The organism is Clostridium sp. HCS.1, from assembly GCF_047900555.1.
Taxonomy (GTDB): Bacteria; Bacillota; Clostridia; order Clostridiales; family Clostridiaceae; genus Clostridium.
On the sequence record NZ_CP170704.1, the window covers coordinates 2,549,037 to 2,572,958 of the forward strand.

21 protein-coding genes are annotated in these 23,922 nt (G+C 28.1%); 4 read left to right on the forward strand and 17 right to left on the reverse strand.

Annotated elements, in window-relative coordinates:
• Positions 1–46 precede the first annotated feature (46 nt).
• Positions 47–1,873, reverse strand: a complete 1,827-nt coding sequence (locus ACFYH6_RS12205) for a hypothetical protein (protein WP_316344263.1) — start codon at positions 1,871–1,873, stop codon at positions 47–49.
• A gap of 216 nt (positions 1,874–2,089) precedes the next feature.
• Here ACFYH6_RS12205 and ACFYH6_RS12210 point away from each other — a divergent pair, with 216 nt between their 5' ends.
• A complete protein-coding gene (locus ACFYH6_RS12210; RefSeq protein WP_416178712.1) occupies positions 2,090–2,854 on the forward strand; it encodes a hypothetical protein in 765 nt (254 codons plus the stop codon).
• A gap of 126 nt (positions 2,855–2,980) precedes the next feature.
• Here ACFYH6_RS12210 and ACFYH6_RS12215 read toward each other — a convergent pair whose 3' ends face one another.
• The 9 genes from ACFYH6_RS12215 to ACFYH6_RS12255 form a co-directional block, all read right to left on the reverse strand.
• Positions 2,981–4,687: a flavin monoamine oxidase family protein gene (locus ACFYH6_RS12215; RefSeq protein WP_416178713.1), complete on the reverse strand. Its 1,707-nt coding sequence runs from the start codon at positions 4,685–4,687 to the stop codon at positions 2,981–2,983.
• 60 nt (positions 4,688–4,747) lie between these two features.
• Positions 4,748–5,887, reverse strand: coding sequence for an aminotransferase class V-fold PLP-dependent enzyme (locus ACFYH6_RS12220; protein WP_416178714.1), 1,140 nt, complete (start codon positions 5,885–5,887; stop codon positions 4,748–4,750).
• Between the two features lie 301 nt (positions 5,888–6,188).
• A complete protein-coding gene (locus tag ACFYH6_RS12225; protein WP_316342136.1) occupies positions 6,189–6,710 on the reverse strand; it encodes a DUF4489 domain-containing protein in 522 nt (173 codons plus the stop codon).
• Positions 6,711–6,827: 117 nt separating this feature from the next.
• Positions 6,828–7,586, reverse strand: coding sequence for a hypothetical protein (locus tag ACFYH6_RS12230; protein ID WP_316342135.1), 759 nt, complete (start codon positions 7,584–7,586; stop codon positions 6,828–6,830).
• 178 nt (positions 7,587–7,764) lie between these two features.
• On the reverse strand, positions 7,765–7,947 hold the full coding sequence (locus ACFYH6_RS12235) for a DUF1858 domain-containing protein (RefSeq protein WP_316342134.1): 183 nt from the start codon (positions 7,945–7,947) through the stop codon (positions 7,765–7,767).
• Between the two features lie 60 nt (positions 7,948–8,007).
• Entirely contained in the window at positions 8,008–8,559 is a 552-nt protein-coding gene (locus ACFYH6_RS12240) for a hemerythrin domain-containing protein (protein WP_416178715.1), read from the reverse strand.
• An 8-nt stretch (positions 8,560–8,567) separates the two neighbouring features.
• Positions 8,568–9,203, reverse strand: coding sequence for a hypothetical protein (locus ACFYH6_RS12245; RefSeq protein ID WP_416178716.1), 636 nt, complete (start codon positions 9,201–9,203; stop codon positions 8,568–8,570).
• Between the two features lie 77 nt (positions 9,204–9,280).
• The gene (locus ACFYH6_RS12250) at positions 9,281–10,054 is read right to left on the reverse strand and encodes a histidinol-phosphatase (RefSeq protein ID WP_316342131.1); all 774 of its coding nucleotides are present in this window, start codon (positions 10,052–10,054) and stop codon (positions 9,281–9,283) included.
• 171 nt (positions 10,055–10,225) lie between these two features.
• Positions 10,226–11,131 (reverse strand): hypothetical protein, encoded by a 906-nt coding sequence (locus tag ACFYH6_RS12255; protein ID WP_316342130.1) that lies wholly within the window; start codon positions 11,129–11,131, stop codon positions 10,226–10,228.
• A gap of 99 nt (positions 11,132–11,230) precedes the next feature.
• On the opposite strand from ACFYH6_RS12255, the gene ltaE reads away from it, so the two are divergent.
• Positions 11,231–12,268: a low-specificity L-threonine aldolase gene (ltaE, locus tag ACFYH6_RS12260; protein ID WP_416178717.1), complete on the forward strand. Its 1,038-nt coding sequence runs from the start codon at positions 11,231–11,233 to the stop codon at positions 12,266–12,268.
• Between the two features lie 49 nt (positions 12,269–12,317).
• On the opposite strand, the gene ACFYH6_RS12265 is transcribed toward ltaE, so the two are convergent.
• The 7 genes from ACFYH6_RS12265 to ACFYH6_RS12295 form a co-directional block, all read right to left on the reverse strand.
• A complete protein-coding gene (locus tag ACFYH6_RS12265) occupies positions 12,318–14,672 on the reverse strand; it encodes an ATP-binding cassette domain-containing protein (RefSeq protein WP_416178718.1) in 2,355 nt (784 codons plus the stop codon).
• A gap of 264 nt (positions 14,673–14,936) precedes the next feature.
• Complete coding sequence (dpaL, locus tag ACFYH6_RS12270; RefSeq protein WP_416178719.1) at positions 14,937–16,145, reverse strand: diaminopropionate ammonia-lyase; 1,209 nt, start codon at positions 16,143–16,145, stop codon at positions 14,937–14,939.
• A gap of 17 nt (positions 16,146–16,162) precedes the next feature.
• Entirely contained in the window at positions 16,163–17,095 is a 933-nt protein-coding gene (arcC, locus tag ACFYH6_RS12275; RefSeq protein ID WP_416178720.1) for a carbamate kinase, read from the reverse strand.
• A gap of 77 nt (positions 17,096–17,172) precedes the next feature.
• A complete protein-coding gene (gene ygeW, locus ACFYH6_RS12280) occupies positions 17,173–18,366 on the reverse strand; it encodes a knotted carbamoyltransferase YgeW (protein ID WP_316342116.1) in 1,194 nt (397 codons plus the stop codon).
• Between the two features lie 41 nt (positions 18,367–18,407).
• On the reverse strand, positions 18,408–19,724 hold the full coding sequence (locus tag ACFYH6_RS12285) for a YgeY family selenium metabolism-linked hydrolase (protein ID WP_316342115.1): 1,317 nt from the start codon (positions 19,722–19,724) through the stop codon (positions 18,408–18,410).
• A 257-nt stretch (positions 19,725–19,981) separates the two neighbouring features.
• Complete coding sequence (locus tag ACFYH6_RS12290) at positions 19,982–21,316, reverse strand: FAD-dependent oxidoreductase (RefSeq protein WP_416178721.1); 1,335 nt, start codon at positions 21,314–21,316, stop codon at positions 19,982–19,984.
• A 75-nt stretch (positions 21,317–21,391) separates the two neighbouring features.
• On the reverse strand, positions 21,392–22,375 hold the full coding sequence (locus ACFYH6_RS12295) for an alpha/beta hydrolase fold domain-containing protein (RefSeq protein ID WP_416178722.1): 984 nt from the start codon (positions 22,373–22,375) through the stop codon (positions 21,392–21,394).
• A 120-nt stretch (positions 22,376–22,495) separates the two neighbouring features.
• On the opposite strand from ACFYH6_RS12295, the gene ACFYH6_RS12300 reads away from it, so the two are divergent.
• Together ACFYH6_RS12300 and ACFYH6_RS12305 are read left to right on the forward strand one after the other, a co-directional pair.
• Positions 22,496–23,548: a GerMN domain-containing protein gene (locus ACFYH6_RS12300; RefSeq protein WP_416178723.1), complete on the forward strand. Its 1,053-nt coding sequence runs from the start codon at positions 22,496–22,498 to the stop codon at positions 23,546–23,548.
• 195 nt (positions 23,549–23,743) lie between these two features.
• On the forward strand, positions 23,744–23,911 hold the full coding sequence (locus ACFYH6_RS12305; protein ID WP_416178724.1) for a hypothetical protein: 168 nt from the start codon (positions 23,744–23,746) through the stop codon (positions 23,909–23,911).
• The last annotated feature ends 11 nt before the right edge of the window (positions 23,912–23,922 follow it).

Here is a 23,922-nt window from a genome sequence, read left to right on the forward strand (position 1 = left end):
TATAATTTCATTTTATGATATTGCTTTTTATAAGTTTCCATTAAAGTTAATTCCTTTTTCTAAGAAGCTTTTCCATTACAGATTTATTTTTCTCTATTTCAAGCTCTTCATTAATTCTCTTATTTTCTTCTATTAGTGAAGATAGTTCTTTCTTCATTAATAAGTTTTCTTCTAGAATTATTCTATTTTTATTTTCTAGTGTAATTTTTAAGTCAATTTCTTCTTGAATTTTTCTTTCACCTAGTATTAGTTCCTGAGTTAAGCTATTTATTTCTTCCTTAAGTAAATTTATTTCATCTAAATAATCCTTTATTTCATTTTCAATACTTTCTTTTTCTCCTTGTAATAGGGATATCTTATTACTCAGTTCATTATTTTCTTCTTTCAGTATATTGTATTCCTCTATGGCAACTTCTTTCTTTGATAAATCTACATTAATATTTTTTATTTCATTTTTTAAAAATTCAATTTCATCAAGATATAAATTTATTATATCTTTTAATTTTTCTCTTTCTATAGTTACTAAATTTACTTCCTGAATTAGTGAATCTATTCTGGTATTCAATGAATATATTTCTTCATTTAAGGTTTCATTCTCACCTTGAATTTTCTTTTGTAATTCTAAGAAAATATTGCTATTTTCTTCTGCCTTTCTTTTTTGTTCTTGAGCTCTAGCTAATTGTTGACTATATTTTTCTATTCCCTGCTGATTTTTTTGTAATAATATATTTAAATGATATAGCTTATCCTCTAACTCTTTATTTTCTTCCTTTACCTTATATAGTTCTGATTTTACTTTTTCTATATCTTCATTATTATAATTATCTCGACTATCATTCTTTATTGTATTACTATATTCAGTTCTTTCACTTATTATTAAGTCCTTAGGATTATATAAATATATATCTAATCCAGTTGTAGCATAAATACTTTTCCCTTTTATACTTCCTTCCTTAACTTCACTTATATAAGCATTACATCTTTCTATTTTTATATTATTATCTCTAATATATTTCTTTTCTTGCGACCACTTATCCCCAATAAAAATTGAATAGAATATTTCATTATTTTCGATCCAAAAAGAATATGTTTTATTCGAAATATTAATTAACAAAGGTTCACTAATATTATTTTTTCCTTCATATACTCTAAAATATTTAAATCTTCCTGTTGAATCAATTATTACATGATCTAAAAAGTAATAGGAATTTTCCTTAGATCTATTTAAAACATGGATATTCTTTCTATCTAAGTCCACATCAAAATATACTTCTTCACCTTGAATTCCATAAAGCCTGTTAGAAGGTAACCATTGTCTATTTTGATAAATTGAATAATTTAATGATAATTCATCGCCTTCATCAGATAAGTAAAATAAATAGATTTCATTATTAGTACTTACATTAATTAAATAGTATTCCTTTAGACTAGATTTTAAAATTATGTCTTGTAGCTTATTAGTACTACTTTTATGACCATCCCATATACAATGCATAAGAATTCCATGATCACTACCATCTTCACTAGCTAAGGAATAAAAAATATGCATATTTGTTCCAATAATTTTCATTTTAATACTTTCAATACTATAGTTAGTATCTTCTATTTTGTCTAAAATTTTTCCAACCCATTTTTTATCCTTCATAGTGCAATATCTTAATTCACCTTTAGTATTAGAATATACTAAATGTATTCCTTCACTATCGTCTACAAATAATCCAAAGCCCGTTACCCTACTGTCGATTAAGTTTTCTTTTGTCCACTTGCCTTCTGTATACATAATTTTATAATTTAACTCTTTATTGTCATTTACTGAAAATCTCCATAAATTATCTTTGTAGTCAACATATAGCCATGGATATAACCCTCTCATGCTCACCTCTCCTTTATATACAAATAATCTATATGAAAAAATATATACATAAACCATCTATAAAAGTATATTTTTATTTATTATACATTATGCAATTTTTAATTATAAAAAACTTTATCAATAAACAATTTTTCATATCACCACTTCATTACTCTTTCATATCATATATTGTGAGTAGTTAAATGATAATTTAGTATTTTATAAAGGAGAGTCTATATGTCCATTAACTTTAAAAAATTTATGCCTCGTCCAGGACTAGTAAACAAACAAGGTCGCTTACCTGATCCTGCTGAATTAGTATGTATAGAAGTACCTAAGGTATTTGATCAATGTTTAATTAAAAGATGCCTTGTATATTGTGATGGTCCAGATACAACCACTACTGATTGTGAATTAAGAAGTGACCCACTTGAAGCACCAAAAAGATACATTTCTAGCAGAGACTTTAAGCTAACTTTAAACAATGTTGATAAAATTCCACTAAAAAAACAACATGGATATAAGAAGATAATATTAAACTATACTATTTCTTTCTACGCAGATTATCTTGATTGTGATGGAAGAACTAAAAGTGAGTATTATGAAATTAACAGAACTGATACCATAGGAAGATTCTATTGTCCAGATTCAATATCTCAAGCTACAACTACCCTTGGTGATGAAATTTGTGATAATAATTTAATTAAGCTTGAAATGGTAGCAGAAGCATTACATGGTGAAATAGTTGCAGATGAACATTCTGATGAATTCTTAGATATAACTTTAGGTTATTATATTGTAGTTAAATGCCAATTATTAGTTCAGCTTTTAATACCAGCTTATGATTATTGTCCAGTTCCAAGAGTTGCTTGTGAAGATGAACCAGAAGAAGACCCATGTGAAGTATTTGATAGGGCTCCAATTCCTAAGTTCTATCCAGATCAACATTTAGATCCATTATTCCCAGACAATGAAACTTGTGAGGATGAACCATTAGATTAATATTTTAAACTTTAATTCTACTTATGAGGTAGTTATTAGTCTAATAAATTTTATACTTTTAGAAAAGTACTTAAATAGAAAATATATAATGACCCACTATTAAAGTAGTAGGTCATTTTTATTTTATTAATTATTCATTTTTAATATTTCTTCAGCTATATTATTTGCAGCTATAGCTCCACTTTGCAATTCTCCTTGTTGAGTTCCATGTTTATTGCTTGAGCTATCTCCAGCAAAGAAAACTCTTCTATTAAATTCAGGATTTATACTTGAATAAGAATATAAAGTCTTGTCCTCTGGTTTATATATTGTAGAAAATCCCCAGATATATTGCACATCAGACCAAACTAATGATTTATAATCTAATAAAATATTATCTAAATATCCTTTTGATAAATTATGAATATTTTCAATATAACTTATAGTATCATTTATTTTTATATCATCAGTTAAGTAAGAAAATTCATCTGCTTTATCTCCAATACTGCTACTTGCTAGTAATATGCCAGGTTTCTTTGAACTTCTTCTTATATCTACACAAGCATTATTATTTTCATCAAAATATATACTTTCATTATTTAAAGGGTATTCAATAGAATAGATAGGTAAATCTGTTATTGTCTTTCCCCCTATTATTCTTTTATTATTTCCTCCCTTTTCCCAAAACCTTTCTTTCACATATAAATATATTTTTTGAGAATTTTTTAATTTTATCTCATCAATTGCTGCTAATTTATCATTACTAAAGACTGAAATACCTTTTATTCTCTTTATACTATTAAAAGGTGCTGTAATTAATAAAAAATCAAAGTCTTCAGTAACTTCTAATTTATTTTCTAAATCTTTATATCTTAAAGCTATTCTATCTTTATTATTAAATATTTCTTCAACAGAAGAACCTAACTTAACATTAACGATTCCTAACTCTTCTTTACTTATATTAGAATAAGATTTCAAATCTGAATCTATTATTGCACTATATAGTGCCTGTGGTAATTTTATCATTCCACCTATAATACTGTAATTATTCTTGAAGTCTAAGGTGTATTGTTTTTGTAAAAATTCAGTTAAACTAAAATTATACCATTCCTTAATTCCATTAATATATCCTATCATATTTATAGCATCTTCACTAAAGCCTTCTAATTCAAAAGCTCTTTTTAAGGTTAATTTATCTAAATCAACTATCTTATTGGAATAATTCTTTTTTATTTCTATTAGTTCTTTTCTTTCCTCTGCTGATAATTTCATCAAATATTTGTTATATAAACTTAAATGTTCTCTATTTTTTAATTTCATTTTATCTGTCTTTGTTAAAGTATACTTTGGAAAAATATTCTTTTTTATTTGCTTTTCTGTATTATAAGCAAAACTATTTCTTAAATAATAATATTGATCTTTATTTATGCATGGATAAGTTTCTAAATTAAATAAATTAATATAGTGCCAAGTTGTATAGTGAGATATAGGAATACTAATTTCACCAAAATCTCCATAATACTTATTTAATCTATCAAAGGAATAAGTATAAACTCTTCCCCCTATCCTTTTACTTGCTTCAAAAATAGTAATATTACATCCTATCTTTTTTAATTCGTAAGCTGCCGCAAGACCCGCTTCACCAGCACCAACTATTGCTATATTTACTCCTTTTCCCTTATGGCTAGTACAAATATTCCGTATATCTTTTGGAGGACTTAATAAATTTATTAGGTTTTCTAAATCCTCTATTCTATTTTCTTTCTTTAGTTCATTTTCAAGAATAATATATCTATCATAATCACTAGGAGTATTTAAAAGGTTCTTATTTCTTGAAATACTCTTTTCCTCCATCACTTCACACCCTAATGTTTTTATTTACATATATAATTATATATGTATCTACTAAAATTTTTATTTTGACTTGTATATCTTTATTATAGTCTTTACTAATTCATCTATATCCTTTGCTGTATTAAAACATCCTGGGCTAATTCTAACTGTCCCTCTATATTCTGTACCAATTACTTTATGAATTAATGCCGCACAATGATAGCCTGTTCTTACAGCAATTTCAGAGTCATTTAATTTCTCCCCCACAACGGAAGCATCAACACCTTCCATGTTTATAGAAAGTACTGCTAATCTATTTTTTAAAGACATGCTTCCATATATCTTTATAAAATCTAACTTTTTCAATTCTTTTATAAGTTGATCCATTAATTCCATTTCTTCTTTATAAATATTTTCTATTCCTATCTTTTTTATAAATTTCAACCCTTCACATAAACCTGCTATACCTGGTGTATTTAAAGTGCCACTTTCAAATCTATCTGGTAATTCTAAAGGTTGGTCCATAGAATTGGAATTACTTCCTGTTCCCCCCTCTTTAAATGCTTTAACTTCAATCCCTTCCTTTATATATAACCCTCCTATCCCCTGGGGACCAAAAAATCCCTTATGCCCTGGAAAGGCTAATAAATCTATATTATCTCTTTCTACATCTATGCTAATAGAGCCAGAACTTTGAGATGCATCTACTATAAAAATAATTCCGTACCTTTTAGCAATTTTGCCTATACTATTAATATCTTGTATGCTTCCTAGTACATTAGATGCATGATTAACTATTATTGCTTTAGTATTTAATCTTATTTCGTCTTTTATATCTAAAGGATTAATATAACCTGCTTTATCAGAGGATATTATTGTTATTTCTATCCCATTTTTAGCCATTGTATTTAATGGTCTTAGAACAGAATTATGTTCAATAACTGTACTAATTACATGATCTCCCTTATTTAATACTCCCTTAATTGCTATATTTAAAGCTTCCGTAGCATTACTTGTAAAAACTATATTAAAGGGACTTTTTATATTGAAAATTTCAGCTATTAATTCTCTTGCTTCCATTACTTTTAATGCAGATTTAATTGCCATATTATGAGAGCCTCTTCCTGGATTTGCACAATAATTTTTCATACAATTCAAAACTTCTTCATATACCTTAGATGGTTTTGGAAAAGAGGTAGCTGCATTATCTAAATAAATCATTTTACCACCTTATATTAATACTCTATTATATTATATTAATTATTATTATTTTTAGTTCTTAATATAAAGGCTAAATATATTCCACCAATAAAACACCTCTTTATTTTTACTTCATTCAACTAAATTTTTTATGTTTTTTTCTATAAGAATCCTCAAATTCTTTAAAAACTTTCTTTTTATAATGTAATAAATCCCGGAATATATGGCTACAAATTCCGGGACTTTTTTAATTTAATTAAACTTTACTTCATAGTCAATTATTTAAATATTTTAAAGTAGTTTTTTAATATATCAAATCTTCTTATTCCCTACATTTTTCTTTACATTTATTTGATTTACATGTTGAAATTGCTCCAAGTGTAGCATTGTTAAATGTAACAATACCTGAAGCTGTTGCAGTAGCTGTTGCAACTACTGTATAAGTGCAACAATCATCTTCACATGAATCAGAATCACAGATAAAGAAAGATAATGGTAGTGTAGCTCCTGCAGTAAGGGTTACAGTCCAAGCAGGTCCAATAGGAGCTGGTGTAAATTGATGTCTACATTGTTTAAATACTCTTAAAGTTACTGTACCAGCAAATCCGCCAGTTGCTGTAGAAATAATTGTTGCAAATTCTAATTTAGTTATTGGATCACATAAGCAAGTGTTATCTACTGTAACTGATGCAATTGTACCAGTTGCTGTAGGTGCTGCAGCTGTTGTAAGAATTTGTGCTGAACTAGGGCATCCACATTTTATAATTGTTGGACATTTCTTTTCTTCTTCTCTTCTTTTTTCTCTTCCACAAGGTTCATAATAACCTCTTGACATTGAATTCATAAATTGAATCCTCCCTTTTATATAATAAGAATATTTCTAAATTAGTATTTATAGTTTTTTATTTATTTTTTATTTTTAAGATAATTTATTGTTTATCTTTTGTAATTTTAGTTTTAATTATCTTTCTTCCTCATCACATTCTTGGAATAGTGGTTCTAAATTTTGATCTGGATAGAACTTAGGAACTGGTGCTCTATCAAATCTTTCACATGGATCTTCTTCTGGTTCTTCTTCGCAAGCTTCTCTTGGTACAGGGCAGTAATCATAAGCTGGAATTAAAAGTTGTACTAATAATTGACATTTTACTACTATGAAATAACCTAAGGTTATATCTAAAACCTCATCACCAGCTTCATCCTCTACTATTTGTCCATCTAACGACTCTGCTACCATTTCAAGCTTAATTATATTAGACTCTTCACAAGTACAATCTTCATCACTACTTGCTGAAATTTGTGCTATAGAATCTGGACAATAGAATCTTCCTATAATGTCTGTTCTATTAATTTCATAGAATTCACATTGAGTTACTCCACTATCATCAATATAGTCTGAATAAAAAGTAATTACATAATTAAGAACTATCTTTTTAAAGTTTGGATCTCCTTTAAGTGGAATTTTATCAACTGATAGTAGTCTTACTCTAAAGTCCCTGCTTGATAAATATCTTTTAGGATTTACTAAAGGATTACTTCTTAGTTCTTCATCAGTTGTTAAGGTGTCTAGTCCTTCAGCATAAACTAAGCATCTCTTTATTAAGCATTGGTCAAAAACCTTTGGAACTTCTACACAAACTAACTCTGATGGATCTGGTAAACGTCCTTGCTTATTTACTAGTCCAGGTCGTGGTACGAATTTCTTAAAGTTAATGGACATATATTCTCCTTTCCTAAAAACTACAATACTATATATTGATTTTTGTAATTATAGTACATATTATGAAGTAATATAAAAGATGTGATATTTAATTGTCTTATACTAAAGTTTTTTATATATTTTTTTACAAAAAAAAACTGTACCAAACACTATATGCTTGGTACAGTTTTTATTAATATTACTTATTTAAAGCTTCTAATAAAGATTCTAAATTTAATCCATGAACCTTTGCTGCATCTTCAATACTTTCAGCTTGAGCTGATGGGCATCCTATACATCCCATTCCAAAGCTCATTAATATTTCTGGAGCATTTTCCTTAATTCTTACAACTTCCCCTATAGTCATGTCCTTAGTAATCATATTATATCACCTATCCTTATGTTTTTTAGATCCAATAATAATTTTAAAATATCTTAATTGTTATATGCAATATTTATTTTTTAATTCTTCCAATATATATAAATTTTTATCTTTTACATCATTAAATTCATTTTCAAAATTTACACATTCACTATTTATTAAATTCATAGTATCTTCTTTTAGTTCTCTTTGTGCAAACTTATAAATAACATTATCTTCTTTATGGATATGCCTTTCTAAAAGATTAGTATAAGATACAGCATTTGCTATTATATCAAGTTTAGCCTCTTCATTTCCTTTTTTTAAGCTTTCTAAAGCCTCACTTAAACTTGATATATATAATCTTCCTAAATCATGTTCAACTAACATTCCATATTTAACAACTTTCTCTGCAGTTTCTCCTATTTCATCTACCATTCTATTAAATAGCATTATCTCTTCTTTTTTATGATGATGGGAATCTGCATAATTTCTTATAAATTGAATCATTTTATTGAAGTCTTCATAATTAACATCTTTACCTTCTAATATAGAGTAAGATGCTTTTCTTACTATTTTTAGCATAGTCTTAATATTTTCATGCTCTTCCATCATTAATTTTATTGCATCCATATTTTCACCTATACTCTTTCTATAGAGAATTCATTATTTCCTAGGAAACAATACTTGTAATTACTATTAACTTTATTAACAAATGACTTTATCCATAAGTCTCTTAAATTATAAAATAAATTAACATCTCCACCTACAGTATCCCAAAGTTCCTTATGAACACAAATTCTTCTTTTCCAAAGTAGTTTATCTTCATCTTGTGATATAACTTCATTTACTCTATCACATGGCATTCCATCTAAAATATAGTCATTAACAGCATTAAATATATCAAGGGCATCATTTACTGACTTTCCTGATTCTATAACCTGGTTAGCTGCTTTTAATCCTTGATTTATGAATAAATCTTCCAACTTTTCTTTTGTTCCTTCTTTTTTCAAGATATTTATAGTCCAAGTTGCAAGTCTATATTCTGCAGAATGGATTCTATCTTGAAGCCATCCATGTATATTGGAAGTATCTATCATTTCTTCTAAAGGAAGCTTAGGTAATTTCCCCCCATATTTATTATTTATTTCAATAGATAAAGTATCTACATCTAATCCTTCTTTTTTAGCTAAATTAATTATTTCTTCTTCAAGGTCTTCAAACCAAACTATCTTATTAAATAACCAATAATGAATTTTTCCTAAAAATAAGCTCATATCTTTCCTCCAATTATTTATTTTCTAAAGATAGTCTAACATAATAATTACAGACTTTCGGTAACATAAGTTACACACTATAATTTATCTATTACTTCTAAATTTAATTTTTTTGCAAAATCTTCTCCCATATATCTGTTTCTTAGATCTTCTGGAAAATGTGCATCTACTCCTAAAATTCTTTTTACATTATATTCTTTAGATAATTTCCAAAACTCTTCTATAGGATAGAAATATCTTTCTCCCAAGTTATATTTAACTTTCCCTCTTTTGAAACCATTTATGTTTATTTCTATTGGAAAATCCAGTCTTTCAGCAGCTTCTAAAATTCTTCTTGATGCTTTTATTGAATATTCATCCCAGTCTCTATATCTAACTCCAAATAAATCTGGATGAGCTAAGCAGTCAAAAAATCCACTTTCCATTGACTTAATAATATAATCAGTATAAATTTCTAATATTTCTGGAGTTAGCTTTATTCCCCCTACGTATGTCCATTCTCCTTTATAAGGGAAAAAGTGTACCCCTAATAATAAATAATCTACTTTATACTTTTCTCTAAAGTCATTATATAGCCAATGATAATCTTCAAAGTATTCACATTCTATTGCTTTTTTTATAGATATTTTTCCTTTATATTTTTCCTTTGCATCATCTATTTCCTTAAAATATATTGGTAAATCTTCATAATTCATTCTATTTTCATTATCTATATTCTTTCCTGGATGCGGTAGATGGTCAGATATTCCTATTTCATCATATCCTTCTCTTATTGCTTCTTCTATATAGTCTTCAATTGTACCAACTGCATGATTACATCTATAATTATGTGTATGATAATTAGTTTTCATATTATCACCTATCCTTTTTCTTATTTTATTTCAATTCTTTTTTATAATAACATATTAATATAAAAATCTCCAAAATTCATCATTTTAAACACTTTGGTAAATTTCAACAAAAAAAAATACTGAAAATAAAAATTCTCAGTAATTTTTTTAGAAAAGTAAGGATAAAACTTGCTAAATAAAATCCATTCTTACTCCCTGAACCTCTATAACCCTTTTACTAATTGCTCCATGAACTACAACAACTTCATCTCTTTCTTGAATATAACAATAATTTCTTACCTTAAAAGTAATTTCTTCTTCTGTCTCATAATTAGTAATATATACTTTATATACTGGAATTCTAGATTTACTACTGGTTACGTCAATAATTCCTGTACATATTCCACTAGTCTTAGTATATAAACCAAAAATAACTTCAATAAAATAAATTATATCTTGTATAAAAATTATTAAAAACCAAAATGCTGTAATCTCAAATCTTCCTAAGAATAATATAATTAAAAATAAAATATTATATTTTCTTATTCTATGAATTCTGTCACTCCATTTCACCTTCATATGGGGATAAAATCTAATTTTAATCCTCCAAAAGACATTACTCTCCTTATCAATGCTTCCTGGATAATTAAAATCTCTTTTCCACCTAAGCTGAATATCCATTAATTCATAAGATACTATTTTTCTTTCATTTATATATAGAATTACTAAAATAGCTTCTATTAATATTTCAAGTCTAATTAATATTAAATCTTTAAATATCATAGAAATTATTAAGGTAAATATAGCAAATATTATGCATATTATTTTATAAATAAAAGTTTTCTTTTTTGTGTTTATCATAATTTCATCATTAACAGCTAACTTAATATTCCCAATAGAAAAAACACCTAAAATTAAAACAGAAAATGCCATCATTATGCTTAGACCATGTAAATCTATAGAATTAAAAAATTCTATATTAATTTCTTTATATCTTAAAAAATATGATATATTTCCTATTAACCCCATAATAAGTCCTGCAACAAAGAAAACTCTTAACTGTTCTAAGCTTCTTCTTTCAGACCCCATTGTTCCCATAATAATTACTCCTATTATAAATTTTTAATTACTACATACTTTTATTATACTATAATAAGATTAAAAGTAGTTACAAACTATTAAAAAGGAGGTATTATTATGAAATTTATAGATTTAAGAAGTGATACAGTTACTGAACAACCAGACTTTATGAAAGAAGCAATGTTTAAAGCAGAAGTTGGTGACGATGTCTATGGAGATGATCCTACAGTTAAAAAACTTGAAACTCTAGCTGCAGAAATTGTTGGAATGGAATCTGCCTTATTTGTACCAAGTGGTACCTTTGGGAATCAGCTTGCATTATTTACTCACTGCAGACGAGGTAGCGAAGTAATAATTGCTGACTCTAACCATATTATTGCCCATGAAGTTGGGGCAAGCTCTGTAATAGCTGGTGTACAACTAAGAGCTATAGATGCTCCAAATGGTGTATTAAATTCAAAGGAAATTGAAAAAAGAATACGCTTTGAAGAAGATGATATTCATTTTCCTTCAACTTCACTTATTTGTATAGAAAATGCTCATTCTAGTGGAAATGTGTTAACTATTGAAAATATGAAAGATATATATAATGTAGCTAAAAAATATAATCTGCCAATTCATTTAGATGGAGCAAGATTATTTAATGCTTCAGCAGCTCTTAATGTTGATGTTAAGGAAATCACTAAATATTGTGATTCAGTTATGTTCTGCTTATCAAAGGGATTATGTTCTCCTGTTGGATCTATTTTGGCAGGAAGTAAAGATTTCATAGATAAAGCTAGAAAAAAAAGAAAATTAATGGGTGGTGGTCTAAGACAAGCTGGATTTTTAGCAGCTGCTGGAATAGTATCATTAGAAGTAATGACTAAAAGATTAAAGGAAGACCATGATAATGCAAAATTACTGGCAGAAGAGTTAAATAAAATACCTGAAATAGATGTTGATTTACATAATTTAAAAATTAATATGGTATTTTTTAGCTTCAAAGACAAAAATATAAATACCAAAAACTTAGTTAAATATTTCCTAGAGAATAATATAAAAATCAATGATGTAGAAAATGGACTTATGAGATTTGTTACTCATTATTGGGTTTCAAAGGATGATATTTATAAAATTATAGAAGTGTTAAAATCATTTTTAAATAATAACTAAAATAAGAGGCTGCTTATGCAACCTCTTATTATATATTTATTTAATAATATTATTCAGTTCTTAGTGCCTCAACTGGATCTTTCTTAGAAGCCATCTTAGCTGGAATAGATCCTCCAATCATAGTTAAGCATACACTTATAATTACTAATACTATAGCATGAACTGGATTTAAAACAGCTACATCTTTTAAATCAGTAATATTATAAAGTATTTTATTGGTTGGGAATGTTAGAAGGTAAGCAATAACTATTCCTAAAATACCTGAACAACTTCCTATAATAAATGTTTCTGCATTAAATACTCTAGTGATATCTTTCTTTCTAGCACCTAAAGCTCTTAAAACACCTATTTCCTTTGTTCTTTCAAGTACAGATATATAAGTTATTATTCCTACCATAATTAATGAAACTACTAAGGATATTGCTGCAAATGCTACTAATACCATAGTAATTGCATCCATAATTCCACCTGATAAACTTACGAATGTACTAGCCATATCATTATATATAATTACATCTTCTTTATCTTTATCTTCATTCCAATCATCTAAATAATCTGTTATAGCTTCTTTAGTAGCAAAGTCCTTTGGATATAAAGTTATCATATAAGGTGTTGAAGTTGCACCTATAGAAGCAAGAATATTTTCTTTAGTATTTGTATTACTCGAGTCTGCTCTATTACTGTCTCTTTTAAAACTTTCTCCAGTAAATACATTGTAGTCAACTTCCTCTTGTGCCTTTACTACTTCAGAATTTTTAGCATCTTCTATGAAGTATTTACTTAATTCATCTGAATAAGATAATCCTGATGATAATACTGGAATAGTTACATCCTTTTTCAACCTTAAAATACCTGTTATCTTTAATGGTATAGCTCTTTCATTATTATATATTTCACTCATATCATTTGGATTTCCTGCTAGAGTATAATAGTTCCCTAGTTTTTTATAATAATCATCATTTAAGATTGCCTTTATTTCATATCCCAATATATCATTAAAACTAATTTCTTCTTTATTACTGTCAATTCCTAATGCATCTAAGACAGCAGTATCTAATTTATTATATTCATCTACTACTAAAATTAAATCATTCATTGTCTGTGGATAACTACCTGCAAGTAAGTCATATGAAGTTTCTAAATACCCTTCAGAATTATTATCTAACTTTATTGGGTAGGAAGATAAATTTAAATCTGAAGCATTAATTGGAGTTGCTACACTTCCGTCACTTTTTAAAAGATTCATGTTGACTAGACGAGTAAATGAAATCCCTGAAAGTAATGTATCATCAATATCCTCAATATATTTTACATATTCTTCCGTAAGTTTATTAGTATGAATAAATGTATTTTCTTTACTATTGTAAGGATATATTACGTCTGTGTCAGGATACTTGCTAGAATCTACTTCTTCCTCTCCTAACATTTCCTTTCTCATTTCCTTACTATGTTCCATCATTGTATTTATATCAACTTCAGCTGTTTTCTGGCTTATCATAATAGGGAAACCTGATAAAGTATCTGATTCAAATATATCTATTTGCCTGTCAAATCCATTAGATAATGATAGTATTAATGCTATTCCTATAATACCAATACTAGAAGCAAATGCAGTTAAAAATGTTCTCCACTTTTTAGTTCTTATGTTCATACCTGATAATTTTAATGCTGTAAAAAAGCTCATACTAGTTTTCTTAAGACTATAAGAGCTATTACTTTTTTCTTCTTCTAAAGGATTAGTATCTGAAATTACATTACCATCTCTAAACTCAACTATTCTATCTGCATAATCTCTTGCTAATTCTGGATTATGTGTTACCATTATTACTAATTTATCTTTTGCTATATCTTTTATAAGATCCATTATTTGAATACTAGTCTTAGTATCTAATGCACCTGTTGGTTCATCTGCTAAAATTATATCTGGATCATTAGCAAGAGCTCTTGCTATAGCAACTCTTTGCATCTGTCCACCTGAAAGTTGATTAGGTCTTTTATGAACATGATCCTTAAGTCCTACCCTATCTAAAACTTCTAAAGCCTTCTTATGCTTTTCAGCTGCAGAAACACCACTTAATGTCATACCCATTTCAACATTATCTAGGATACTTAAATGATTTATTAGATTATAACTTTGGAATATAAAACCTATGCTGTTATTTCTGTATGCATCCCAATCTGAGTCTTTAAATTCTCTAGTGGATTCCCCGTTAATAACTAAATCTCCACTATCATACTTATCTAAACCTCCAATAATATTTAAGCAAGTAGTTTTACCTGAACCACTTGGTCCTAGTATAGCTACAAATTCATTTTGCCTAAAATTTAAAGTTACTCCATTTAAAGCAACCTGTTTAAATTCGCCTGTTACATATGATTTTTTTATATTTTTTAGCGATAACATACTTCTCCTCCTACTATATTTTCTCTACAATACTTATTATTTATTTTTATAATACAGATTTTATAATATTTTAGTTTTATGAACTAAGTATGAAATTATTATTACATATTTATAATTATAACCAATTTTAAAATCTGCATCTAAAAAACTTAATAAAAAAGTGCATCTATGTAATTTTACTTATGACCTCGCTACGCTCCAAGTCATCGTAAAATTAATAGGTGCACTTCAAAACTGAAGGAAGTAATTTATTTTAATTTTCTCCTATCTATTATAGGTTCCTTCCCAAACTATTTCTCTATACTTGTCTGGATCTGTATCGCCTTCAGTACTAAATAATAACACTTTAGAATTTTCATCTAATCCTAAATTATCCTTTAATTCCCTATATTCTGTATTAGTCATTAATTCATATACTAGTCCTAAAGTAACAGCACCAGATTCACCAGATATTACTTTATTATCTCCATTTAATGGATTCCCAAGCACTCTCATTCCATTTGCAGCAACATAATTTGGTGCTGATACAAATACCTTAGAGTAATTTTTTAATACCTCAAATCCAGTTATATTTACTTCCCCACATGCAAGTCCAGCCATTATTGTTGGCATGTCTCCTCCAACAGCTCTTGGGTCTCCATCATTTGCTATAGCAGATTCATAATAACAAGCTGCTTCCTTAGCCTCTACTATAACAGTAGTTGGACACTCTTTACCAAAAACTGATGCAAAGAATCCTTGAATTCCTCCTGCAAGGGAGCCAACTCCTGCTTGTAAAAAGATATGAGTAGGTCTTTCTACTTTATAATCATTTTTTAGTTGTTCTAAAGCCTCTAGTCCCATAGTTCCATAGCCTTGCATTATCCAAGCTGGAATTTCTTCGTAGCCTTCCCATGCAGTATCCTGAATTACAACTCCATTATGCTCATCTGCATATTTAGCTGCTAATCTAACTGCATCATCGTAATTCATATCTGTAATTGAAGCATCGGCTCCTTCTTTTCTTATATTTTCTAATCTTACTAGAGATGAACCCTTTGGCATATAAACTACTGATTTTTGTTTTAATCTATTAGCAGTCCAAGCAACTCCCCTACCATGATTTCCATCAGTTGCTGTTACAAAAGTAATATCACCTAGTTTTTCTCTCACTTCATCAGAAACTAACTTTTCATATGGTAAATCTGTAATATCCATATCTAATCTCTGAGCAAGATATTTTGCCATAGAATAAGATCCTCCAAGTACTTTAAAAGCATTTAATCCAAATCTATAGGATTCATCCTTTAGGAATATACCACCTAGCCCTAATTTCCCACTTAAATTTTCTAAATTAACTAAAGGTGTAACACTATACTCTGGAAAACTCTTATGAAAGTTCCTAGCTTTATTAATTTCATCCATACTTAAAAAGTCTAAATTAATATTACTTTTAGGCATGGTATTTTCCTTCCATTTAATTTTTTCAGACATTTTTTTCACTCCTATATTTATTTTGTTATCCTTGTTCCAGTTTCTCCTAGAATTCCATCTTTCGCCTTTTCTAATAAAGTAATAAGTGCAATATTTCCTTCTTTATATTCAGCAAATTCTATTCCTGCTTCAACTTTAGGTCTCATTGAACCTGGTGCAAAATGACCTTCTTCCACATATTTTTTCATTTCAACTACTGAAACATTATCTAACCACTTTTCATTTTCCTTACCATAATTAATAGCAGCCTTTTCAACTGCAGTTAAAATTATTAGAAAATCTGCTTCTAATTCTTTTGCTAGTGTAGCACTTGCAAAATCCTTATCTATAACAGCACTTGCTCCTCTTAAATGGTTTCCTTCCTTCATTACAGGAATTCCACCACCTCCACAAGCAACCACAATGCTTCCTGATTCTACTAATGTTTTTACTACTTCTATTTCTACTATACTCTTTGGTTTTGGAGAGGCAACTACTCTTCTGTATCCTCTTCCTGCATCTTCAATCACATTAACTCCTTTTGAAATTAATATATCTGCTTCCTCTTTTGTCATAAAACTTCCTATTGGTTTTGTTGGATTTTTAAAAGCCTTATCATTTTTATCTACTTCTACTTGAGTAATTATTGTTGCAACAGGTTTATTTATATTTCTATTTAACAGCTCTTCTCTTAATGCATTTTGTAAATCATATCCTACATATCCTTGGCTCATTGCTACACAAACAGACATAGGAATTGAGGAATATTTTCTATCTGATTTTGTTAAAGCATCCATTGCAAGATTTATCATTCCTACTTGGGGACCGTTTCCATGAGATATAACAACATCATGTCCTTCTTCAATTAAATCTACTATAGACTTTGCTGTTGATTTAACTGCTGTCATTTGTTCTTCTAGGTTATTACCTAGGGCATTTCCACCTAATGCTATTACAATTTTCTTTTTCATAATTATCTCCCTTAAATTTATAGACTATGATATTTTAATAATTAGGAGCTGTCGCGACAGCTCCTTATAAATCTGTTTTAACGGCTCTTTCTTTCCTTTTTAGCTTCTTCTAATTTAGCTAAAACTTCTTGTGGATTATTAACCTTACTTAGGAAAATCATTGCTGCAATTACATATGGCTTGTAGCTAGCTTCCTTATAAAGAGGTTTTCTATATCTATCAAATACTGAAGCTTCAACTTCTCCTGTTTCACAGCTAACACCAGTAATATCTGCTGGTAAACAGTGTAAATATAATGCTTTTCCATCCTTAGTTGTCTTCATTAATTCTTCAGTACATTGCCAGTCTTTGTGCTCTGCATTTTGTGCTAATAATTCTTTTTCTAATTCCTTAATTCCATCAAAGTCTCCATTTCCATATAAATCAGTTCTCTTTTCCATTGCAACAAATGGAGCCCAGCTCTTTGGATATACTATATCTGCATCCTTAAATGCTTCTTCCATAGAATTAGTTTTTGTAAATGATCCGCCAGATTTTTCTGCATTTTCTTTAGCTATTTCTTCTACTTCCGGCATTACTTCATAGCCTTCTGGATGAGCTAAAACAACATCCATACCAAATCTTGTTAATAATCCAATAATTCCTTGTGGAACTGATAGTGGCTTACCATAAGATGGAGAATATGCCCAAGTCATAGCAACTTTTTTACCCTTTAAATTTTCAATTCCCCCAAATTCATTGATTAAATGTAAAGCATCTGCCATAGCTTGAGTTGGGTGATCAATATCACATTGTAAGTCTACTAAAGTAGGAATTTGTTCTAATGTTCCTTCCTCATATCCTTCTCTTACCGCTTTAGATACTTCTCTCATATAAGTATTACCTTTTCCAATATACATGTCATCTCTAATACCTATAACATCAGCCATAAAGGATACCATATTAGCAGTTTCTCTAACAGTTTCTCCATGGGCTACTTGAGATTTTCCTTCGTCTAAATCTTGAACTTCTAATCCTAAAAGATTGCAAGCAGAAGCAAAACTAAATCTTGTACGAGTTGAATTATCTCTAAATAATGAAATTCCAAGCCCGCTATCAAATATTTTTGTTGATATATTATTTTTTCTTAAATCTCTTAAAGCTTCTGCTACTGTAAATACAGCCTTTAATTCATCATCACTTTTCTTCCAAGTTTCCATAAAGTCATCATTATACATCTTTGAAAATTCTAATTTATTAAGTTCATTTATATATTTATCCATTAAATCCATTTTTTAATTCCTACCCTTCATTTTAATTTTTATATTTATAATTATTTTTCTTTATTAACACAATATATCGTTGGTAATGCAGCATATACAGCAGCACATTTAACTAAATCTTCCTTCCAAGTCATTTCATTTGGAGCATGTGCCTGTGCTTCTGCACCTGGTCCAAAACCTATAACTGGAATTCCATTACGTCCCATTATAGAAACTCCATTTGTTGAGAATGTCCATTTATCAGTAAGAGGACGAGCTTTTCTCATTTCATCTGCATTAGCTGCACCACTTCTTGTATTTCCATAAAGTCCTTTATAAGCTTCTTCCATTGCTTTTGTAACAATATGATCTTCTGGAATTACCCATGTTGGAAAATAACATTCAATTGGATATATTAATCCAGTATAGCTTGGTCTATCATAGTTATACATACTTACTTTCGCATTATATTTCTTAACTGCAGGAAGCTCTCTAATTTCCTCTAAACAGCTTTCCCAAGTTTCACCTGCTGTCATACGACGATCTAATGAAATTGAACAAGAATCAGCAACAGCGCAACGACTTGGTGAAGTAAAGAAAATTTCTGAAGTTGTAACTGTTCCTTTTCCCAAGAAATTAGCTTCTTTCCATTCTACATTATATTTTTCATCAAGCATTTTTACTAATCCCTTTATTTCTTTATCATCACTAGCATCATTTTCATTTAAGTCTCTAACATTCATTAATATTTCAGCCATTTTATAAATTGCATTATCTCCTCTTTCTGGAGCTGAACCATGGCATGAAACCCCTTGAACATCAACTCTGATTTCCATACGACCTCTTTGTCCTCTATAAATTCCACCATCTGTTGGTTCTGTAGATACTACAAATTCAGGTCTTATTCCATCTTCTTTAATGATATATTCCCAACAAAGTCCATCACAATCTTCTTCTTGAACTGATCCTACAACTAAAGCTGTATATTTTTCATTCAAAAGGTTTAAGTCCTTCATTATTTTTGCACCATATACAGCAGATACTATTCCACCTAATTGGTCTGATGTTCCACGTCCACCTATTTCTGTTTCTGTTTCATATCCTTCATATGGATCAAAATTCCAATTACCTCTATTTCCTACTCCAACTGTATCAATATGAGCGTCAAATCCAATTAAAGTTTTACCAGTTCCCATATATCCAAGCACATTACCTTGTGGATCAATTTCAACCTTATTAAATCCTAGTAATTTCATTTCTTCAGCTATTCTTTCAACTACACCCTTTTCTTCACAACTTTCTCCAGGAATAGCAATTAAATCCCTTAAAAATTTAGTCATTTCCTTTTCATAATTTCCTGCTTTTGTTCTTATTTCCTTGAAATCCATTTCTTTTCCTCCCTATATTTTTTATATAAACTTTTCTTCTTTACTTTTATATAATTAGCAATTTATATGCCAAAGTTTTTTAATGATTTTTAATGATATTTCTATGTTTTACTTGTATAACCCTTAATTATTTCAACAAAAAAATAAAGAGTTATCATAATGATAACTCTTTATCACTTTGGTTAAACTAGCTAGTTTCCTAGCTTTTAACACATTTTTTCTATTTTTTATCAAATTGATAATGATCCTTTGTACTACTAGTCTATTTTCTTTAAAGCAACTGAATTTAATATGCCCCAAGGTTTATTAAAATGAGGTTGGAAGAAGAAATCTGTCATTGCTAATTCATCTATAGTCATATTATTTTGAATAACTACTGATAAAGTATTCATATGTTCTGTCATATCTACCTTCGAGGCTATTTGTCCTCCAACTATCCTCTTACTTTCTTTTTCAAAAACTAATTTTACCATAACATCATGGAAAGTAGGCATAAACTCTGGTCTATTATTTTCATGAATAGTGACACTATCTACCTCTAAATTAGTTGTAGCCTTTACACTTGCTTCCGTAAGTCCAGTAGAAGCAATACAAACATCATAAATTTTTATACCAGATGTCCCTTGTGTACCCATATACTTCAATGAAGGTTTCTCTATATTCCTAGCAATTAGCATTCCCATCCTAATTGCATTAGTTGCTAGTGGAATATATCTATTATCCTTTGCTGGATTATACCTTACCATGCAACAATCTCCAGCTGCATATACATCTTCTCTGCTGGTTCTCATATAGTCATCAATAATTATTGCTCCATTTTTTAATGTATCTAATTTTCCTTCTATTAATTTTGTATTAGGTCTAAACCCTATACATAATATTACTAAATCTCCTTCATATTCTCCCTTATCTGTAATTACTCTTTCAACTTTTCCATTGTTTCCGTTAAATTTAACAACCTTTTCTCCTAAAACTAATTTTATTCCTCTATCAGTGAATTCTTTTTCTGCAATATCTGAGAATTCTTTATCTAAATACTTGGACATTATTCTATTTTCTGCATCTATTAATGTAACCTTTTTATTTAGCCTTTCAAAGGCTTCAGCTAGTTCTACGCCTATATAACCTGCTCCAATAATTACTACATTAGTAGCTGAATCTTTCTTTTCATCTATAATTTTTGCATGATCATAATTTTTACATAATAGTATATTTTCTAAATCTATACCTTCAAGCTTAGGAATAATTGGCCAAGATCCTAAAGTTAATATTAATTTGTCATAACTATCTTCAAACTCTTCATTAGTATCTAAATTTTTAACTTTTAATTTTTTATTATCAAAATCTATACCTAAAACATCATGCTTCATTCTAGTTTTAATTCCACTTTTCTCTAAATTTTGTGGTGAATTATAGAATAACTTTTCTGGTTCTTTTACAATCTCCCCTACACTCAAAGCAATTCCACATGATAGGAATGATATATTATCATTATTTTCGTATATAACTACTTCAGCATCAGGATGTAGTACTTTTAGATTTACAACTGCTGATGTTCCAGCATGAGTACAACCAACTACTATTACTTTCATAAATATCCTCCTTATTGTAACACTTCTTATTTCACTTAATATATTTTACAAAAGGAAGATTTAATATTCTCTTTATTACATATTTCTAAGGATAAACTCTAGCATTTTAGTACCTACTGTCACAACTTCTTCCATATCAAATTCTGAAAAATCATGAGTTGCACCTTCTAAAGTTATTATATTAGCTTTATTCTTTTTACTTATTAACTCCTCATATAATATTTCAGCATTTTTATAGGGAACAATAGAATCTTTTCTACTATGAATAATTAAGGTAGTAGGCTCATTTTTATCTACATAGTTAATAGGACTATATTTAGTCAACACTTCTTCTTTTCTATCTCCAACTGAATTGATAATTTGTTCTAAATCCCAATTAACATTGTTCATATCTAATGTATTTAAATCTGTTGGCCCAAAAAAATCAATTAAGTATTTTATTGATGATGGATAGTTTTTTAATTCTTCATCATCAACAAACTCATCTTCACTACTATATGCTGCCATTAAAGATAAGTGTGCACCTGAAGATGCTCCAATTATTCCTATTTTATTTTCATTAAAATTATATTCTTCCTTATTTTTATGGACCCATCTAATAGTATCTTTAACATCACTTATTTGTTTATTAAAATTTTCTTCACCCCTCATAAGCTCGTAACTTGTACTTATTATTGAATATCCTTCTTCTCTAAAAGCATCCAGTAATGGTGATATAGCATCTGGAATTTCTTTATCACCATAAACCCAACTACCTCCATGAACATAAATAATTACAGGTGAACCATTTTTAACTTCCTTTTTTGCATTAAATATATCTAATGTTAAAGGAACTCCATTTGTATTTTTATATTCCACTTCAGTATAGTCTTTAGTAATATCTTTCTTCATATTAAAATCATTATTTGTTAGCACCTTAGATTCTTCTACAAACTCTGAATACTTATTAAGTATATTAATGGTTAAACTTATTTTGTCTCTAATTAAAAAAGCAAAAACTCCAGAGGCTAAAATTATTAATAGTACTGCTATTCCTAAAAACTTAAAAAATTTCCTCATAAGCCCTCCTATATAATTTAGTATTTATAATATATTTTATCATTATTTTATGTTATATTTGTCAATAATACCTAAAAAATTTAATAGAATATAATGATATTATAATAAGGAAGTGATTTTATGAAAAAGAAAGTCTTTCTTTTGTTATTCTCTCTATTTTTTTCTATAATATTAATTGGTTGCAATAAAAATAATGATAAAGCAAATCCTAATAATTCAAACAATAACAATATTGAAGATAAAAATGATAATGAGAAGGATAAACCAGAAACTGAAATTCCAAATAAACAGTTAAAAAAAGTAAGACTATTTTATTTCGATACTGTAAATTATGAATTATACTATGTAGATAAAGAAATAGAAATTAAAGATAAAGCAATAATAAAAGCATTAACTAAGGAACTACAAAATTATTTACCAAATAACAACTTTTTAAGCCTAACTAACAAGGTTGAAATAACCTCAGCTACTTTAGATGAAAAAAGTGGGGTTTTAAAAGTAAAATTTTCATCATCTTATGTAAATGAAATGCTTTTAGGTTCCTCAACTGAAAGTGGTCTTTTATCAGCTTTACTTGCCACTTATGGATATAATTTAAATGTAGATAAAGTTGCTATATATTTCAATGATGAATTGTATACTTCTTTAAAAGGTGATTTACCTAATGGGTATTTCGATGTTGATTATAGTTCTGCTAAAGCCTACTCTAAGGACAACTATATTAGTGATTCTAGCAACCCTTCACCAAATATTAAAAATATAAATTGTAGAATTTATTATTATAACGTGAATGATGATATTTATTACTTTAAAGATAAAAGCATAGAAGTAGTTGATAGTGCTTTAGTAACAGCATTAACTAAAGAAATTAAAAATTTACCTAATAAGGACTTCTTTGACTACAAAGATAACCTATCTGTAAAATCTGCCAAATTAGAGGGTGATATTTTAACTGTCAATCTATCTAAAGATTATTATAATATATTATCTCGAGTTGGATCTGGTACTGAATCATCAGCATTAAAAACCTTAGCATTAACTTATGGATATAATTATAATACTAACAAAGTTATTATTTTAGTGGATGGTGAACCATATAAAGGAAGTCATCTTCTCTTTAATAATGGTGAAACAATAAATATAAATGTAACTAATATAGCAGAACTTCAATAAGTGAATTCATCTATATAATATTTATAAAGTATAAAACTAATTCTTATTAATTTTTCTTCATTTTAATTTAATATATTATAAATAGTTAAATGGAAAAGCTATTAGGTAATTAATGGAATAAAATTACAATATATGTTACTATATCATTAAATAAATTATTACTAATTAACAAGGTATTTTAAATGGAGGATTATAATGAAAGGATTTTTATATTTTGCAGGAATATTAATAATTATATCAAGCTGGATATGTATAGCATTTATAGGCTCTTATGCTATTATAGCAACTCCTATTATATTTGCATTAGGATGCATTGTTTTAGGTATTGGCAAAATAGTTACCTTACTTGAAAGTAAAAAATAACGAAGTGGACA

What these genes read in the sequence shown, in the direction of transcription:
- ACFYH6_RS12205 (WP_316344263.1), bottom strand. Translation starts at nt 1,873, where the DNA reads ATGAGAGGGTTATATCCATGGCTATATGTTGACTACAAAGATAATTTA.
- ACFYH6_RS12210 (WP_416178712.1), top strand. Translation starts at nt 2,090, where the DNA reads ATGTCCATTAACTTTAAAAAATTTATGCCTCGTCCAGGACTAGTAAAC.
- ACFYH6_RS12215 (WP_416178713.1), bottom strand. Translation starts at nt 4,687, where the DNA reads ATGGAGGAAAAGAGTATTTCAAGAAATAAGAACCTTTTAAATACTCCT.
- ACFYH6_RS12220 (WP_416178714.1), bottom strand. Translation starts at nt 5,887, where the DNA reads ATGATTTATTTAGATAATGCAGCTACCTCTTTTCCAAAACCATCTAAG.
- ACFYH6_RS12225 (WP_316342136.1), bottom strand. Translation starts at nt 6,710, where the DNA reads ATGAATTCAATGTCAAGAGGTTATTATGAACCTTGTGGAAGAGAAAAA.
- ACFYH6_RS12230 (WP_316342135.1), bottom strand. Translation starts at nt 7,586, where the DNA reads ATGTCCATTAACTTTAAGAAATTCGTACCACGACCTGGACTAGTAAAT.
- ACFYH6_RS12235 (WP_316342134.1), bottom strand. Translation starts at nt 7,947, where the DNA reads ATGATTACTAAGGACATGACTATAGGGGAAGTTGTAAGAATTAAGGAA.
- ACFYH6_RS12240 (WP_416178715.1), bottom strand. Translation starts at nt 8,559, where the DNA reads ATGGATGCAATAAAATTAATGATGGAAGAGCATGAAAATATTAAGACT.
- ACFYH6_RS12245 (WP_416178716.1), bottom strand. Translation starts at nt 9,203, where the DNA reads ATGAGCTTATTTTTAGGAAAAATTCATTATTGGTTATTTAATAAGATA.
- ACFYH6_RS12250 (WP_316342131.1), bottom strand. Translation starts at nt 10,054, where the DNA reads ATGAAAACTAATTATCATACACATAATTATAGATGTAATCATGCAGTT.
- ACFYH6_RS12255 (WP_316342130.1), bottom strand. Translation starts at nt 11,131, where the DNA reads ATGGGAACAATGGGGTCTGAAAGAAGAAGCTTAGAACAGTTAAGAGTT.
- ltaE (WP_416178717.1), top strand. Translation starts at nt 11,231, where the DNA reads ATGAAATTTATAGATTTAAGAAGTGATACAGTTACTGAACAACCAGAC.
- ACFYH6_RS12265 (WP_416178718.1), bottom strand. Translation starts at nt 14,672, where the DNA reads ATGTTATCGCTAAAAAATATAAAAAAATCATATGTAACAGGCGAATTT.
- dpaL (WP_416178719.1), bottom strand. Translation starts at nt 16,145, where the DNA reads ATGTCTGAAAAAATTAAATGGAAGGAAAATACCATGCCTAAAAGTAAT.
- arcC (WP_416178720.1), bottom strand. Translation starts at nt 17,095, where the DNA reads ATGAAAAAGAAAATTGTAATAGCATTAGGTGGAAATGCCCTAGGTAAT.
- ygeW (WP_316342116.1), bottom strand. Translation starts at nt 18,366, where the DNA reads ATGGATTTAATGGATAAATATATAAATGAACTTAATAAATTAGAATTT.
- ACFYH6_RS12285 (WP_316342115.1), bottom strand. Translation starts at nt 19,724, where the DNA reads ATGGATTTCAAGGAAATAAGAACAAAAGCAGGAAATTATGAAAAGGAA.
- ACFYH6_RS12290 (WP_416178721.1), bottom strand. Translation starts at nt 21,316, where the DNA reads ATGAAAGTAATAGTAGTTGGTTGTACTCATGCTGGAACATCAGCAGTT.
- ACFYH6_RS12295 (WP_416178722.1), bottom strand. Translation starts at nt 22,375, where the DNA reads ATGAGGAAATTTTTTAAGTTTTTAGGAATAGCAGTACTATTAATAATT.
- ACFYH6_RS12300 (WP_416178723.1), top strand. Translation starts at nt 22,496, where the DNA reads ATGAAAAAGAAAGTCTTTCTTTTGTTATTCTCTCTATTTTTTTCTATA.
- ACFYH6_RS12305 (WP_416178724.1), top strand. Translation starts at nt 23,744, where the DNA reads ATGAAAGGATTTTTATATTTTGCAGGAATATTAATAATTATATCAAGC.